The sequence below is a fragment of the Bacillus sp. 22446 genome (assembly GCF_052044955.1).
GTDB lineage: Bacteria > Bacillota > Bacilli > Bacillales > Bacillaceae > Bacillus > Bacillus altitudinis.
In genome coordinates this window covers 384,623-400,322 of record NZ_JBQEOD010000002.1, presented here as the reverse complement: position 1 = coordinate 400,322, position 15,700 = coordinate 384,623, and the positions used below count along the sequence as shown (strand labels likewise).

At 41.5% G+C, this 15,700-nt stretch carries 15 protein-coding genes; all 15 read right to left on the bottom strand.

What is annotated here, in order from left to right; genetic code table 11:
* Positions 1–24 precede the first annotated feature (24 nt).
* The 15 genes from ACTJJD_RS06285 to ACTJJD_RS06215 all read right to left on the bottom strand — a co-directional run bounded on the left by ACTJJD_RS06285 (position 25) and on the right by ACTJJD_RS06215 (position 15,700).
* The gene (locus ACTJJD_RS06285; protein ID WP_008344712.1) at positions 25–261 is read right to left on the bottom strand and encodes a YlzJ-like family protein; all 237 of its coding nucleotides are present in this window, start codon (positions 259–261) and stop codon (positions 25–27) included.
* A complete protein-coding gene (locus ACTJJD_RS06280) occupies positions 258–986 on the bottom strand; it encodes a ClpP family protease (RefSeq protein WP_326378245.1) in 729 nt (242 codons plus the stop codon). The genes ACTJJD_RS06285 and ACTJJD_RS06280 overlap by 4 nt, the downstream gene beginning before the upstream one ends.
* Before the next feature lie 121 nt (positions 987–1,107).
* Positions 1,108–2,775, bottom strand: coding sequence for a ribonuclease J2 (gene rnjB, locus ACTJJD_RS06275; RefSeq protein WP_008344715.1), 1,668 nt, complete (start codon positions 2,773–2,775; stop codon positions 1,108–1,110).
* A 171-nt stretch (positions 2,776–2,946) separates the two neighbouring features.
* Positions 2,947–3,813, bottom strand: coding sequence for a 4-hydroxy-tetrahydrodipicolinate synthase (dapA, locus tag ACTJJD_RS06270; RefSeq protein ID WP_019744174.1), 867 nt, complete (start codon positions 3,811–3,813; stop codon positions 2,947–2,949).
* Positions 3,814–3,843: 30 nt separating this feature from the next.
* A complete protein-coding gene (gene dapG / locus ACTJJD_RS06265; RefSeq protein ID WP_025207348.1) occupies positions 3,844–5,058 on the bottom strand; it encodes an aspartate kinase in 1,215 nt (404 codons plus the stop codon).
* A gap of 92 nt (positions 5,059–5,150) precedes the next feature.
* Complete coding sequence (gene asd, locus ACTJJD_RS06260) at positions 5,151–6,170, bottom strand: aspartate-semialdehyde dehydrogenase (protein WP_440608194.1); 1,020 nt, start codon at positions 6,168–6,170, stop codon at positions 5,151–5,153.
* 139 nt (positions 6,171–6,309) lie between these two features.
* Positions 6,310–6,903 (bottom strand): dipicolinate synthase subunit B, encoded by a 594-nt coding sequence (gene dpaB / locus ACTJJD_RS06255; RefSeq protein ID WP_017367267.1) that lies wholly within the window; start codon positions 6,901–6,903, stop codon positions 6,310–6,312.
* Positions 6,900–7,802, bottom strand: a complete 903-nt coding sequence (gene dpaA / locus ACTJJD_RS06250) for a dipicolinic acid synthetase subunit A (protein WP_017359065.1) — start codon at positions 7,800–7,802, stop codon at positions 6,900–6,902. The genes dpaB and dpaA overlap by 4 nt, the downstream gene beginning before the upstream one ends.
* Positions 7,803–8,129: 327 nt before the next feature.
* Positions 8,130–8,402 carry a YlmC/YmxH family sporulation protein gene (locus ACTJJD_RS06245; protein WP_008344726.1) on the bottom strand — a complete coding sequence of 91 codons (273 nt, stop codon included), beginning with the start codon at positions 8,400–8,402 and terminating at the stop codon, positions 8,130–8,132.
* A gap of 61 nt (positions 8,403–8,463) precedes the next feature.
* Complete coding sequence (gene asnB, locus ACTJJD_RS06240; protein ID WP_440608193.1) at positions 8,464–10,425, bottom strand: asparagine synthase (glutamine-hydrolyzing); 1,962 nt, start codon at positions 10,423–10,425, stop codon at positions 8,464–8,466.
* A gap of 18 nt (positions 10,426–10,443) precedes the next feature.
* Positions 10,444–10,998 (bottom strand): hypothetical protein, encoded by a 555-nt coding sequence (locus ACTJJD_RS06235; RefSeq protein ID WP_041507274.1) that lies wholly within the window; start codon positions 10,996–10,998, stop codon positions 10,444–10,446.
* Complete coding sequence (locus ACTJJD_RS06230) at positions 10,967–11,962, bottom strand: hypothetical protein (protein ID WP_282747176.1); 996 nt, start codon at positions 11,960–11,962, stop codon at positions 10,967–10,969. Before ACTJJD_RS06230 ends, ACTJJD_RS06235 begins: the two co-directional genes overlap by 32 nt.
* A 25-nt stretch (positions 11,963–11,987) precedes the next feature.
* The gene (locus ACTJJD_RS06225) at positions 11,988–13,181 is read right to left on the bottom strand and encodes an acyl-CoA dehydrogenase family protein (protein WP_440608192.1); all 1,194 of its coding nucleotides are present in this window, start codon (positions 13,179–13,181) and stop codon (positions 11,988–11,990) included.
* Positions 13,147–14,457 carry a type III PLP-dependent enzyme gene (locus ACTJJD_RS06220; protein WP_440608191.1) on the bottom strand — a complete coding sequence of 437 codons (1,311 nt, stop codon included), beginning with the start codon at positions 14,455–14,457 and terminating at the stop codon, positions 13,147–13,149. Before ACTJJD_RS06220 ends, ACTJJD_RS06225 begins: the two co-directional genes overlap by 35 nt.
* Entirely contained in the window at positions 14,444–15,700 is a 1,257-nt protein-coding gene (locus ACTJJD_RS06215) for an ATP-grasp domain-containing protein (RefSeq protein WP_440608190.1), read from the bottom strand. Before ACTJJD_RS06215 ends, ACTJJD_RS06220 begins: the two co-directional genes overlap by 14 nt.

Genomic DNA, 15,700 nt, shown 5'->3' with positions numbered 1-15,700 from the left:
TTTTCCCTTTATTATAGCATAGAATCATTCATATGAGTCGGTTTGATTGGTGCCTAAATGTAACTTCAATCGCTTACCTGGTGCAAGCTCCTGATTCAAAAAGTCCATTGGATTCGTACTCATCACTTGAACGATTTCCGCTTCATCTTCTTTCATTTCAACCATCACTGGCACGCCCTGAATGTTTACCTGCTGGAGTTTGCGTTCTCCTTGTTCCTCAGCGTAAATGGCTTCATAAGGCATAGGTGTATATAAAATCATTGGATCAGCCCCTCGTTTTGTGCTGCCCGTTCTCCAATAAGCTCGTTCAGCTTTTTAATCGCTTGTCCAACGCCGCCTACTTCATTCATCAGCCCGTATTCCGCCGCCTCATGGCCAACGACATTTGTCCCAATGTCTCTTGTTAGATTGCCTTTAGAGAACATAAGCTCTTTAAATTTCTCTTCTGTAATGTTTGAGTGACTCGTGACAAAATTTATGACTCTTTCCTGCATTTTATCTAAGTATTCAAAGGTTTGCGGAACACCGATGACTAGACCGGTTAAGCGTACAGGGTGAATGGTCATCGTTGCTGTTTCGGCAATGTATGAATAATCACACGATACGGCGATTGGGACCCCAATAGAGTGGCCGCCGCCAAGCACAATGGATACAGTCGGTTTGGATAAAGAAGCAAGCATTTCTGCAATAGCTAGTCCTGCTTCTACATCGCCGCCCACTGTATTTAAAATGATTAGAAGTCCTTCAATTTTTGGGTTTTGTTCAACTGCTACGATTTGTGGAATGACATGTTCGTATTTGGTTGTTTTATTTTGTGGCGGTAGCTGCATGTGCCCTTCAATTTGTCCAATAATAGTCAGGCAATGTATGTTTGTATCTTGTGACAACTGCGGGACGGCTGTTTCACCAAGCTGTTGTATTTTACTCATAATGCTATCTTTTTCTTCTGGTTTTCGCTCAGGCTGCTGTTCATTCTGTTCGTCCATTTGTCTCCATCCTTTCCTAAAAACTCTCCTCCTATTATGAACAAGATCGCCACATTCCATCCGCATTCATCATGTCACATCAAAAAAGCCCAAAGAGCTTGTGCTCTTTGGACTTTTCTCATCACACTTCCATAATAATTGGAATGATCATTGGCTTGCGTTTTGTTTTTTCATATAGGAATTGATTTAGTACATCGCGCATGGATTGTTTCAGTGTTGACCATTCAACAATTGAGTTTTCCGTTTGCTCTTTCACAATCCCTTTGACCATTTCTGTTGCTTTCACAATCAGCTCTTCGGATTCTCTTACATAAACAAATCCTCTTGTGATGATCTCAGGTCCAGAAATTAATTGTTTCTTTTGTTTATCGAGCGTAATGACCACAATTAAGATGCCATCTTGAGACAATAGGCGTCTATCACGTAAGACAATATTCCCGATATCACCAACGCCAAGACCGTCGATCAAAATGTTCCCTTGATGCACTTTTTCACCGATCTTTACGTTTTGTCCTCTAAATTCTACAACATCGCCTTTATCAATTAAGAAAATGTCGCTTCGTTTCATTCCCACTTCTTCAGCGATACGAGAATGTGCTTTTTGCATGCGATATTCGCCGTTTACAGGAATTAAATACTTCGGCTTCAGTAAGTTCAGCATGAGCTTTAACTCTTCTTGACAGCCATGTCCAGATACATGCACTCGTTTTTGAGCAAAAATCACTTGTGCTCCGCTTCTTGTAAGGAAATCCACCGTTTTTGAATATGTGAGTTCTTGTCCCGGAAGAGGTGTAGACGCAATCACAACCGTGTCATCTTTTTCAATATGAAGCTGTTTGTGATTTTGTTTCGCCATTTTTGTTAAAGCAGCGAGAGGCTCACCGTGGCTTCCTGCTGTGAGAATGACCACACTGTTTTTCGCCATTTTTTTCACTTCTTGGACTGGAACAAATAATTCTTCGTCTGCTGTCACATAACCAAGTTTGATCGCAAGCTGAAGAGTTGTCATCATATTTTTTCCTGCTACTGCAAGCTTACGGCCATTTTGGTTTGTGGCATTAATGATCTGCTGTACACGGTTAATATTTGATGAAGATACAGCGACAATCACACGATTTTCAGCATTGTACATCGCATTTGAGATTTCGTCTTGGACGAGCGCCTCAGAAGGTGTATAGCCTGGTTTTTCAGCATTTGCACTGTCTGAAAGAAGTGCTAAAACGCCATTGTTTCCAATTTTCGCAATCTCTCCGATGTCACAGGCTTGGTTAAGCGCTGGGGTTTGATCAAATTTAAAATCACCTGTGCATACGATTGAACCAAGAGATGTTTTGAAGCTGATTCCGACTGAATCAGGAATACTGTGATTCGTTCTAAAGAATGATACCTTTGTTGTTTCAAATGTAATGACTGACTTTGCATGAACCTCACGCAAATCAGCTTTTTGATTGAAGCCGTATTGCTTTAACTTTTCTCGAAGTAACGCAAGGGTCAGCTTCGTGCCGTAAACTGGTACAGACAATTTACTTAAGCAATGGAATACGCCTCCGATTGCTTCATCATGTCCGTGGGTAAGAAAAATTGCTTTCACCCGATCAGCTCGTTCTGTTAAATAAGAGATATCAGGAATGACCACGTCAATGCCTAGCATTTCGTTTTCTGGATGCATGAGTCCTGCATCTACAACATATATGTCGGAATCAATCTCAATGACATATAAGTTTTTCCCGATTTCTCCAACGCCTCCCAGTGCAATAATTCTTACGTTCTCTGTATTTTTCTTTTTCAAAATTCTTATCCTCCTAGTCTCAAGCCCGTCCATCATCGCTTAATGCTATTATAACTGAATCTAATTTTAGAAAACAAGATGAAGTCACATTTTAAGAAAGTGTTTATGTATAAAAAACGGTCATACTCAGGGACATCTGAGAATGACCGCTTACGAATTTTTTTGTTTTGATCAGCTGTTTAATACGCTGCTTAAATTCAGTCTTTCTTCTTCTGATAAAGGTAAAAGCGGGAGTCGAACGGATCCGACATCTAATCCTTTCAGCTGAAGAGCTGTTTTGACAGGCGTTGGATTTGGCGCTGAGAACAGCTGGTTCATGATCGGCACCAGCTTTTGATGAATCAATGCCGCATTCGCTGTTTGTCCTGAAGCGTAGCTTTTTAACATTTGTTGCATATCAAGGCCTACGATATGAGAAGCCACAGAGACAACTCCTCTTGCACCAATCGCAACCGCAGGAAGCGTTAGGCTGTCGTCACCAGAGTAAACGTCAAAATCTTCTGGTGTCTCTGCAATGATTTTTGTCATGGCATCTAGATCACCGCTTGCTTCTTTGATTGCGACAATGTTCGGTATTTGCGCAAGCTTAATCGTTGTTTCTGGTGCTAATGAAGCAACTGTTCTTCCTGGTACATTGTAAAGCATGACAGGAAGAGATGTAGACTCGGCAATTGCTTTAAAGTGTGCATACATGCCTTCCTGTGATGGCTTGTTGTAGTAAGGTACGACAAGCATCACTGCATCAACGCCCGCTTCTTCTGCTTTTTTCGTTAGTTTAATAGACGCATTTGTGTTATTACTGCCTGTTCCTGCAATGATTTTACAACGACCATTTGCTAATTTCACCGATTGCTGAAAAAGAGCGACTTTTTCTTCAGTCGATAAAGTTGGCGATTCGCCTGTTGTCCCTGCAACGACTAAAGAGTCACTGCCGTTTTTTAACAAGTAATCAATGAGAATTGATAGCTTTTGGAAATCAATGTTGCCCTTTTTATCAAAAGGTGTAATCATAGCTGTTGCGATATTTCCGAAATTCATTTTTTTCACCTCATCATGATTCAATCACATTTATCTTGAAAGTTCAAACACTTCATGAAGGGCATTGACAGCCGCTCTCATGTTTTCTTCGTTCACTAACACCCAAATCGTCGTATGACTGTCAGCGGACTGTAAGATCGGAATATTTTGCTCAGATAGTGCAGATACAATTTTAGATGTGACACCTGGTACACCCATAATGCCTGCTCCAACAGCTGATACCTTTGCACAGTTTGTCGTGACAATCGGCGTATAGCCCAGATCTTTTAGGATCGCCGTTGCTTTTTCAGTCATTGCACCTGTCACCGTATAGACGATTTCGCTCGGTGTAATGTTGAAGAAATCGACACTGATTTGGGCATTTGCCATTGCTTTAAAGACCTCTGTTTGTACGCTGTACTGTCCCTCTTTAGCTGGGACTTTGATTTGTGTGACATCATTGACATGTGCAATACCCGTAATCAGGCGGTCGTACACATCATGACTCATTTTATCTGAGTAGTGTGATGTCACGAGTGTGCCCTCATCATCAGAGTATGTTGAACGGACCCTCATTGGTACTTTTGCTTGCATGGCAATTTCAACAGCTCTAGGGTGAATGACTTTTGCCCCTTGGTATGCGAGGTTACAAATTTCTGTGTATGTCACGACTCTCAGTGGTTTTGCATTTTCTACGATACGGGGATCTGCTGTCATGACCCCTTCTACATCTGTAAAAATATCGATGAAATCTGCCTGCAATGCAGCGCCTAACGCAGCAGCTGACGTATCACTGCCGCCTCGTCCGATTGTTGTCACGTCTCCATTTTTTGCAGCGCCTTGGAATCCAGCTACGACAACCACATCATGCTCTGAAAGTGCCGCCTCAAGACGTTCACACTTCATGTCAATAATTTTCGCATTTGTATGTTCTTTATCTGTCACAAAGCCTGCCTGTGATCCAGTCATCGCTACAGCCTTTAGCCCGTTTTCATTCAGCATACTTGAAAACACAACAGCTGAAATATTTTCTCCGCAAGACACGAGTAAATCTTTTTCTCGGTTTGTCATATGCTGCGCACTGCCGTAAAGCAGACCTAGCAGCGTATCTGTCGCATAAGGATCGCCTTTTCGTCCCATCGCAGACACGACAACGACCGATTTATAGCCTTTCTCTTTTGCAGATAAGATATGTGCAAGTGCCCTTTTTCTCCCTTGATCATCTTTGACAGATGTACCGCCAAATTTTTGGACAATTATTTTCACTGTTTTCACTCCAAGTTCATTCTGACGTAACAGAAGAGAGTAGGCGAAAGATGCCTAACTCTCTTCTATTCGTCCTCATCATCCATTGAATGTTAAACTAATTTTAATGCTCGTAAGCTTTCTGCAATTTGAACGGAGTTCCATGCAGCGCCTTTTAGCAGGTTATCAGATACAATCCACATATGGAAGCCATTTGGACGATCCAAATCCTTCCGAATGCGGCCGACAAATACGTCGTTTTTACCAACAGCATCTGCAGGCATTGGATAAATTTGCTGAGACGGATCATCTTGTAATGTGATGCCTGGTGCATCTTTTAGGAGGGACTTGATGTCATCAACCGTTGCGTCATTTGATTCAAGTTCAACGTAAACTGATTCTGAATGACCCGTTTCAATTGGCAGTCTCACACATGTTGCCGCTACTTCCAGCTCTGGCAAGTGCATGATTTTTTTCGTTTCATTGATCATTTTCATTTCTTCAAATGTATAGCCATTGTCTTGAAATTTATCAATTTGCGGAATCGCATTAAAGGCAATTTGATAAGGCATGACTTCTGGTTTCACATCTTCTTTATTTAAAATGGCTTGCGACTGGCTGTACAGTTCGTCAATGGCTTCATGTCCTGCACCTGATACTGCTTGGTAAGTAGACACAATGACTTTTTTCATGCCATACGCTTGACGAAGCGGTTCTAGCGCCGCCACCATTTGAATCGTTGAACAGTTAGGGTTTGCAATGATCCCTTGATGGTCATGCAAATCTTTTTCGTTTACCTCTGGTACGACAAGAGGGGTATTTTCGTCCATACGAAAAGCACTTGTATTATCGACAACAATTGCACCTCGTTTGACCGCTTCAGGAGCTAGCGCTTTGGAAACATTTCCTCCCGCACTGAATAGTGCAATATTGACCCCTTCAAAGCTTTCAGGTGTTGCTTCTTGAACGATATACTCTTGACCTCTGAATGTCACTTTTGTTCCAGCAGAACGTTTTGAGGATAGTAGAGTAAGTGTATCCATTTCAAAATCTCTGTCAGCTAGTGTTTTTAACATTTGTTGACCGACAGCTCCAGTCGCTCCAACTACAGCTACATGCAATCCTCTTCCCATCAGTAAAACTCCTTCCGACCCATCCATGATTCTTTTCTTTCGGATGGCCATCCTATGACTTTTTACATTTTATTTTACCATAGAAAAGCAAGGCTTGAAGTACCTTTTTTGAATCTTTCATGATTTTCTAGTGAATCTATTATTCGTTTGATCCAATTAAAATGGGCTGAATTTGTCTATGCTCGAGCGCCTCTTCTACTGTTTTCGTCAGTAGATCCATATGCGCTACCATGGAAGTCGGTTTTTTGAATGGATCATCTTGGCCGAATGGAATAAAGAAAATGTTCTTTGTCGACATGAGTCTCATGAGATTTGTACCATTTAAACCTAATGCATCGTTGGTGGAAATGCCTAAAACGACAGGGCGATGATTACGAATGGTCGCCTTAGCAGCCATTAAGACTGGACTGTCTGTCAGTGCATTTGCAAATTTCGCCATTGAATTGCCTGTTAAAGGCGCAATGACCATACAATCAAGTGGAAGTTTTGGTCCGAGTGGCTCTGCTTTGACGATTGAGTCAATCGCTTGAAATCCTGTCAGCTTCTCAATCCGCTCAATCCAGTCTGCTCCTTCTCCGAATCTCGTATTCGTATTTTGCACTGTATATGACACGACAGGACGCACTTCTGCCCCTTCTTTCACGAGTGATTCGATTTGCGGAAAAACGGCTTCGTACGTGCAGTGAGAACCTGTTAAACCAAAGCCAATTCTTTTTCCTTTTAGTGTAGTCATGATTCCATCCCCCTTTTTTCCTCCGCAAGTTCACATAAGAGACCAGAAAGCACTTTTGCAATGATCTGTCCGGCTGTCTTTGGTGCCACAATCCCTGGAAGTCCTGGTGCAAGAAGTGCCTTCACTCCATGCTTTTGTGCAAAATCAAAGTCTGTTCCACCTGGGCGGGAGGCGATATCCAAAATGAGTGTCTTTGGTGTCATGCTGACGATGACAGATGAATCTAATACTAAGCTTGGAATCGTATTGATGATGATGTCGACATCCGTTACTTCATCTTTTAAACGGTCCATTGAAAATGGATCAAGTCCCATCTCAAAGGCTCGCGCTAAATGGGCTGTATCCGCAGCACCAACTTTCACTTCCGCACCTAGCGCCCGAAATGTGCGGGCAATGGTGAGCCCTGTTCGACCAAGTCCGAGAACAGCGACATGTGACCCATGAATCGTATAGTCCGTTTGCTGAATAGCCATCATGATAATCCCTTCAACTGTTGGAATAGAGTTATATATGGCAATATCATCTCGCTCAAACAGCTTCACAAGCTTCCGGTTCACCTGCTTTGCCATATTGTCTAAGTACATATTAGAAATACCTGAGTACAAGGTACAATGTGCAGGGGTTCTTTCTAAATATTTAGCTTCTAGCACGACCTTCTCATTTGAAAAAACGGTGGCAACGACCCCTTCGTCTGTAGCACCTGATACCGGAAGGATCATACTGTCTACCTGCTCAAATGGAAGCTCTGACATTTTCAGCTTTTCAGCACCAATAAATCCATGATCCAGCTGATCAAATCCGACCAAAAACACTTTGGCATGCTGCTGTGACAGCTTGCGAATGATTTCAAGCTGCCTAGCATCTCCCCCGATCACCGCAACCGTTAAACCGCTCAACATACTGACCGTTCACCTTCTTTATTTAAAAAAGTCTGTAATATTTTCCGAATCTCCCTTTCAGCATATGAGGAGAGGATTCAGCCTGTGAACAAATCGGGGAGAGAAAAGAAAAAGAGCACCCATTTATAGTGGGTGCTCTTTCAAATCATGGACAAAGGGCTAAAATGCTCTTTATTTTAGCTCTTTTTTTCTTTTCAGCGTGATAGAAAACCTTTGCAGCCCTAGGAAGGACGAGTACTGGCGCGGAGCGAATTTGACATTCGTGAGCACCAGCACGCAGGACTGATAAAGAATTCGAGGGTTTGTCTACACGCTGAGAGCACCCTTTTATGATGGGTGCTCTTTTTCCCCGTGCGGCTGAAGTTCTTCAGGCACATCGAGAATGATCATATCTGATCCTATTTTTTGAATGTGATTCCACGGAACGCGGATGTCATTTCCTTGTTTTCGAAAGCCAAACCATTTGACGGAAGGTATGATGAGTGCTGTAATTTGACCGTCCTGTTCATTTATTTCAAGGTCGGTTTGTCCAAGCACGCCAAGCCGCTCCGCTCTTTTAATATCGACGATCTCTTTTCCTGACAGCTCACTTAGCCTCAAAATCGCATCACTCCCCTTCCATATCATATATGCAGCAGGCAAGGGGAATAGACCGGGCCTCTTAATGACTAGTTTGGAGCGGAAGACGCGCCCCTTTGATATAGTGATCATGCCATAATTCCAAGTTGTAAAGCATCCACACTTTTTGGTCCGCTCCATTTTTGTTCTTCTGATTCGAATGATGTCGCAAAAATTGTTCTAGCGGCTCTTTTTGAAATAATTGTGTTGCAAAGCTTTGTTGATCAAGAAGTTTCTCTTCGATTTCTTCCATTCTTTTGTTCATCCAATGATACACCGGAACCGGAAAACCCATTTTTCTTCTATATAATATACGCTTATCCACCGTTTGCTCCATTGTCTTTTTCAACATATATTTCGGAATATCTTGGACCTCACTTGTTTTAAGGCTCGATTGAAAAAATGCTTGCACTCTGCTAGGTAGCCCTTTATAAGGAAGTTTGTACTTGAAAGGCATATCATTGACAAATTGGATGATGCGATGATCAAGAAACGGTACACGTGCTTCTAGTCCGTGTGACATCGTCATCATATCAAGCCGGTCTAACAAGTTGGGTAAATGGATTTGTTGAAATAAATAGAGCAGTTTGTTTTCATACGACGCCCCTTCCATTTCTTTAAAGCAATGGGCGATCAATTGATTCATGTGCAAATCAGCAGAATCAATTGAATGCGCGTGCTGACCTAAGAGCTGCTCTTTTTCGCTATCAGTAAACCAAGCATATCTTTTTTTATAATGTTCCATTTCCCCATCAAGATGGATAAATTGATGCACCTGCTGCTGAAAGGACGGTTCAAATAATACCTTTGAAAGGATGGATGACAGCTTTCGGTTTTTTTGAAGCCATAAAATTTTACGCCAATCTGAAGGACTCCTAAATACACGACCATACCCTGCAAACAATTCGTCCGCTCCTTCACCACACAAAACAACCGTTACATGCTTTTTTGCTTCACGTGACATATGGTAAAAAGCGACCTCATGAGGAATGGAAAGAGGATGATCTCTTCGTTTCACAACTTCTGGCAATAATTGAAAGTATTCTTCTTCACTCATTCGATGCGAGTGAAGCTTGACGTTGTATTGTTCTGCTGCGAGCTTGGCATAGCTTTCTTCAGAAAAACCTTCCTCTTCAAAGCTGGTCGAAAAACAGTGAATATTCTCGTTCGCATATTTGGACATCAAAGCAACAATAGAAGTCGAATCCACTCCTCCACTCAAAAAAGCTCCTACAGGTACATCAGACATCATTTGTTTTTGCACACTATCTTGAAGTAATTCAAACAATCCCTTTTGATAATAACGTTCTCCCCTGTCAATTCCATCAGATGGGAAAGGATATTGCCAATAGGCCTCTTTTGTCATTCCTGTTTCATCTATTTTCAAGATGACACCTGGGGGTAATGTTTGAATTCCTTGAAAGAAAGTTTGCTCACCGATCGCATAACGGAAGGATAAATAACTAAGGACAGCCTCAGGCTGAATGGCAACTTGTATATCTGGATGCTGAAGAAGAGCCTTCATTTCCGATCCGAAAATAAGCCCTCCTCTACATTCTGAAACATAAAGCGGTTTAATCCCAGACCGGTCTCTAAATAAAAAGAATTCTTTCTTCTTTTGATCCCAAATCGCAGCTGCAAACATTCCATTTAATTGCTCAATAAAAGAAATCCCGTATTCTTCATAGCCATGAACAAGTACTTCTGTATCTGTCAGCGTACGAAACGTATGGCCTTTATTCCATAAGTCCTCTCTTAGTTCTTGGAAATTATAAATCTCGCCATTTAAAATCACACAAATAGACTCATCTTCATTTGTTATTGGCTGCGGCCCAGATTGAATATCGATAATGGAAAGCCGCGTATGAACCAAACCAACTGAGTCGTCTTGATATACACCACTATCATCAGGTCCACGCACACTAAGTGCGTTTTTCATCTTCAGTAAGATGTGTGGATCAATTGGTGCTTTGTTAAAATGACAATAACCTGCAATACCGCACATAGACATGGCCCCCTTCCATCAATGATCTGACTGCTGGATCGTCATTGCGAAAATATGCATAAATGGATTATCTTGAAAGCGGATTTCATCAAAAACGATTTTTTGCGAGAAGGAAAGCGAATCAATCCATAGGTTTGATGTCAAATGATGATTGATGCCGGCTACCGTATGAATATAATCAAATGCATAAGCCAATCGATCATCAAATGCAGGTTCACGTTCAATCACATCGGTTAATGAAAGACGAGACTCCAAGACAACGGTCCCCTCTCGTAATAATGTCATCTTTTCGTAGAGATTACCATTAGATGAACAGCCAACGACATGGAGCGCTTCTGCTTCAACTGCCTGAAGTTGAATAGACTGACCCTCTAATTCAATATTGTCTCCTTGATCTTGATAAATGAACTGAAAAGGAATGCCTTCGACCAAAGAGTCCTTCACGTTCATGACCAACTCAGCCGGCAAAGAAGCCCCACCAATGGTTAATTGGCCTTTTTCATATTCATTTTGATATGTGATGCCTCTGTTATTGACATAATCATGAAGAGTGAGGGGTTGATAGGTTTTCATTTTGAATCACCTCTTTTAGTTGCGTGAGAAGGCTTGTCTCCACTTCTAATGTTTTTTGAAACCGATTCGACGTCCTTTCAATCATACTGCGAGGATTTTTGCTGAGGCCGACTCTAGCTGTAAAATTAGCAAGCACTGTCCAGCTTTGATAAGCATCTTCAAATGCTTGAATAAGGGGTTGTAAATGTTCATTTTCATATGATGATAAAAATGTCACCATATGTTTTCTGGAGTTGGCGACATCCTTTAGTCCTTCAAAATAAACATTGTCTAATAAATTACCATTTTCATCACCTTTAATACTATCAATATAATCTCTTTGAATGACTGAAATTGCGTCAAGGCCTGTGATAGCTCCAGGCAATTCAAAATGTGGCGGTGCACCTTCTAATATGGCGACATGCTCTTTTAAAACTTTCATTACATCCGGTTCTTTCTCAAGATCAACCTGTTTGATCCATTTATAACGATTTTCGGTTCGAGGCGTATGTTCGTAGACAGAGCGTGCGGCTTTCATCAAATGATCTTTACTCAATGTGCCATGATAGGAATAAGCATGGTCACTGATCACTACATGATCATCATTCACCTCAAGTACTTCCAATGTATGATATCCATGTTCTCTTTCAAAAAATGGACAGTACGGTAATTCAAATATATCTAAAGAAACAGACACAGTGCCTCTCTTTGGATGCTGTTTAAATACCCGATTCATATAGAGGTCTAATTCCTCTTCAGTGTAAAAAATTTCTTCTAAATGAATGCCATTATGATGCAGAATATCTTCCCGAAAATGTTTAAAGGAACCGATCAAAACAAATCCTTGGTCTTGAGATCTATAAACAAGACCAGCTTGCCTCCAAATCCTGTCGATTTGAATTCCTTGTCTAAGAAGCATGGCTGCAATCGTTAATTGAGAACAGTTTAAATAATTGTTTCGGTAAATAGGTGCTGCAGTAGCCACATATGTCTCCTCCTTTTTTACGCCATCATACCCAGCGATTTTTTAACGGGATAATGCCCAGCTCTTTTTTCGCAATCACTTCTTTTAATACATCTTCTGAAGGCGGATGAAATTTTGCCGCTTTCACATCTCGGCTTAAGCGCTCGAGCAAAGATCCTCGCTGTAATGAAGAAAAACCCTCGACCTGAGAAGCCAGCTCCACGATTTCTTCTGCCGCCTGCGTCACAAAGTGTTTAGTAATCAGCGTCTTCGTATACAACTCACTCGAGTAATGAGTTTGTTGCTTTTCTCGATCTGCTTGCTGGGCACAGGCCATGAGCTGAGAATGTGCAACATCTAATTTCATTTTCATATCTGCAATGCGAAATTGTTGACCTGGTAAAAAGGCTGATTTTTTCTTAGAAATTCGATCATTCCTTTTATATGCCATACCGAGGGCATGTTCATATGCTGCCTTTGCAATCCCGTAATAAACAGCGGTAACAGCTAAACGAAACCAATAGATTAAATGTTCAGTATCTTCTATTGCGTAGCCTTCCCGCCCGATGAGCTGATGATCGGGTATAAACACTTGATCAAAATGAATGTGATGACTCATCGATGCTCTCATTCCCGAATAATTCCACGATTCCTCCACCTCAGCACCTTCACTCGGTAATGTCATTAAGAGCGCCGTCATTCCATATTGAGATGTGCATGACGACGGGGCATACTCACAATAGATTGGCAAATATTTAATGCGCGGTGCACCTGTCACAGTAAACTTAGTTCCACTCACAAGATATCCGCCATCTGTTTTTTCGGCGGTGATGGTTGGAATTCCCTCCATTTGCTTTCGCTGATAAATAAAAATCACATTCGGGTCGCTGACAGAAGCGATGAACTCTCCTGAATGCCGAATATCGTCAAATACTGAAGCCTGCTGCTCACTTGTCAGCACTTCAGAAAATGCGCCGAGCGAATAGTAATGCATCGCCATAATGAGGCCTGTTGACGCACACCCTTTAGATATGTGTGACAACAAGGTGATCGTTTCTTCAAATCCATATCCAAGACCTCCGTGTTGTTTCGGCATATTGGCGACATGTAATCCACAATCAATCAGCTCGTCTAGATTCTGATGTGGGAACCGAGATTCGGCATCCAGCTGCCCTGCTCTTTCTGAAAATTGGTGAATGAGACGATCAATCGTTTCTTGTCGAAGCTCTGTCAGTTTCATTTCCACCCCTCCTTTGTCTAAAGAATGATCTATTTTGTTTCAATAACAGATCTTCCGGGGTCCCTCTATCTCGCACAACATAATCGTTCCCCTCAAACAACAGTAGCTCAAGCGGAGAAGAATGACCTAAAAATAAGGTGGGGCTGTAGCTCAGTCCATATGCACCAGATTTCTCAATACAAAGAAGATCCCCTACTTCCCCTTGCGGAAGCTCCACCTGCCTGCCAATTAAGTCTTCTGGTGTACAAAGTGGACCAACAATTGATTGTTTCAATACGGCTGCGGTGTTGCTGGAATATTTAATGAGCCGCATAGGGTAATTATTGCGGAGCAGTCTGCCTCTAAACGTCATCGCTTGATGATGATGCATCCCGCCATCTGCTATTAAAAACGGCTGCCCTTTTGATTCTTTTACATATTGTATGGTTGTTAAATAAACACCACATTCTGCTAAAAGAAATCTCCCCATTTCTATAATAAACCTCGGAAATTCAAGCTCAGTTTCATATGTTCTAATCAAATCCGCTACGTGTTGAAATAGCCTTTCAGCATGAAGCGGTGTTTCATGCTGAAAATACGGAATGCCAAAACCGCCACCTAAATCAACCATCTGGCATGTTCGTCCATATTCATTCTTGATTCGAACAGCTGTGTTAAGTGTGTATTCAAACGATGATAAAAGCGATGTTTCATCAAGAACTTGAGTTCCCAGATACATATGGATACCTTTAAATAGCAGCGAATGATCATACTTCTGAAACAGATCAAATACATCATTCAGTTTAGATTCATCTATTCCAAATGGACTTGGAACTCCGCCCATTTTTATTTTGGCTCGTGACTCAATTGATTCTGGATTGATCCGAATGCCTACTGATGCCTGCTTGTCTTGACGTTTTGCAGACTCAGCGATGTAGGTGAGTTCTTCCTTAGATTCGGCGATAATACAATAGATCTCATGCTGAACAGCGGTATCAATCTCTTCCTTCTGCTTACCCGGTCCAGAAAAAATGATATGCTGCGGTGAATAACCTGCTTTTATCGCCATGAAAAGCTCTCCTTCAGAAGCCACTTCTATACCAGCCCCAAAAGACCGTAACAATGATGCAATCGAGACATTTCCATTGGACTTAAATGAAAAGAACACCTCAGCTGTTTGATGGAGCCATGATGTAATGTGCTCATAGTGCTCTTTCAATGCATCTCCATCGTATACATACATCGGCGTCCCATAACGATTCGCTTTCTCTAAGAGCGTAAAGTCATTTTCCAGCACTTCTCCTCCTCCTTTCTGATGAAAATTCCATCTCATCAAACATGGTCAGCATATGAATCTGCTTGTCCTTCTTCATATGGTAAAACAAGATAAACAATCGATAGTGCCACATATCATCAGATCTCGTCTTACCAAAAGTATAAATAAAGAACCCGCCATCTTCTCCCGGATTAAGTGCTTCTGTTACCTCCGTTAAGACATCTTCAAATGGCAGGTCAGCGCGGCATGAGAATCTTTTAAAGCGGCTTTCGATATATTCGTAGGTTGAAAAAAAACGACAAATCAGTGGGAGTAAATAACTGACCTGTGTGAACCGGGCATTTATTTCGATGATCGGTATGAGCTGTTCATTTTCATCAATAATTGAATCGACACCAACCACACCACGATACCCTTCATCATAAAGAAGCTCTATGATTCGATGCATGCTTGCTTCGTATTCACGTTTTTTGTCCAATTCATACACAGGCGCAAAATCCGTCCCTAAGTAAATGCCGTCCTCATTAATTTTCTGCTCTGTAATGGAGAGTAAGTGTGACCCCTTCTCTTGAATGAGCAATTGGGCATTTAAGGACCGTTTAATCGGATGCCATCCCTCTAAGAGCAAATCCGTTTCGATATTCCTTCTTTCAATAAAGGTCAGCAGCTGCATAAATTCTCGGTCACTTTTTAAAATACGCAGCCCCTTCCCAGATGATCCATAAGGTATTTTCAGAACCATTTTGGAGAAATTCTTCGCCTTTAATTCTTCATACGTCTGTTTTAATTCGTCAGCATGATGGCAGATAGCGCCGCACGTGACGTTAAACAGATGTTCTTCTGCCCATCTTCTAGTAGAAATCTTATGATTGAACCGCTTTACGAGTGAAGCATTTGAGCCGTATATCGTTCTTTTTTCAATCAATGCTTCTTTTTCAAGGGATTCATCTAAAAGATACGGTACAATCAGTCCATTTAATTTAAATGCATGGTCTAGTTGAGTCATATGCGGAAGCTGGACACCTTGATTTTCCAAATAGGCTAAAAAAGCTTTATCAGGCTGATGATGCAAGATGACATGATGCTCTTTAGATGCAATCAAAAGCAGTTGCTGTTCTTGCTGAAGAACCAGATCATTTTGAACATGGTCTGTCATGACTGGTAAAGCTCTTGTTTGATCCCAGCTTTGTTCTTGATTCATATTTCCATACCATATCACGTCATTTCTTCCCTTAAAATCAAATAGCGATGCCGGATCTTTCAT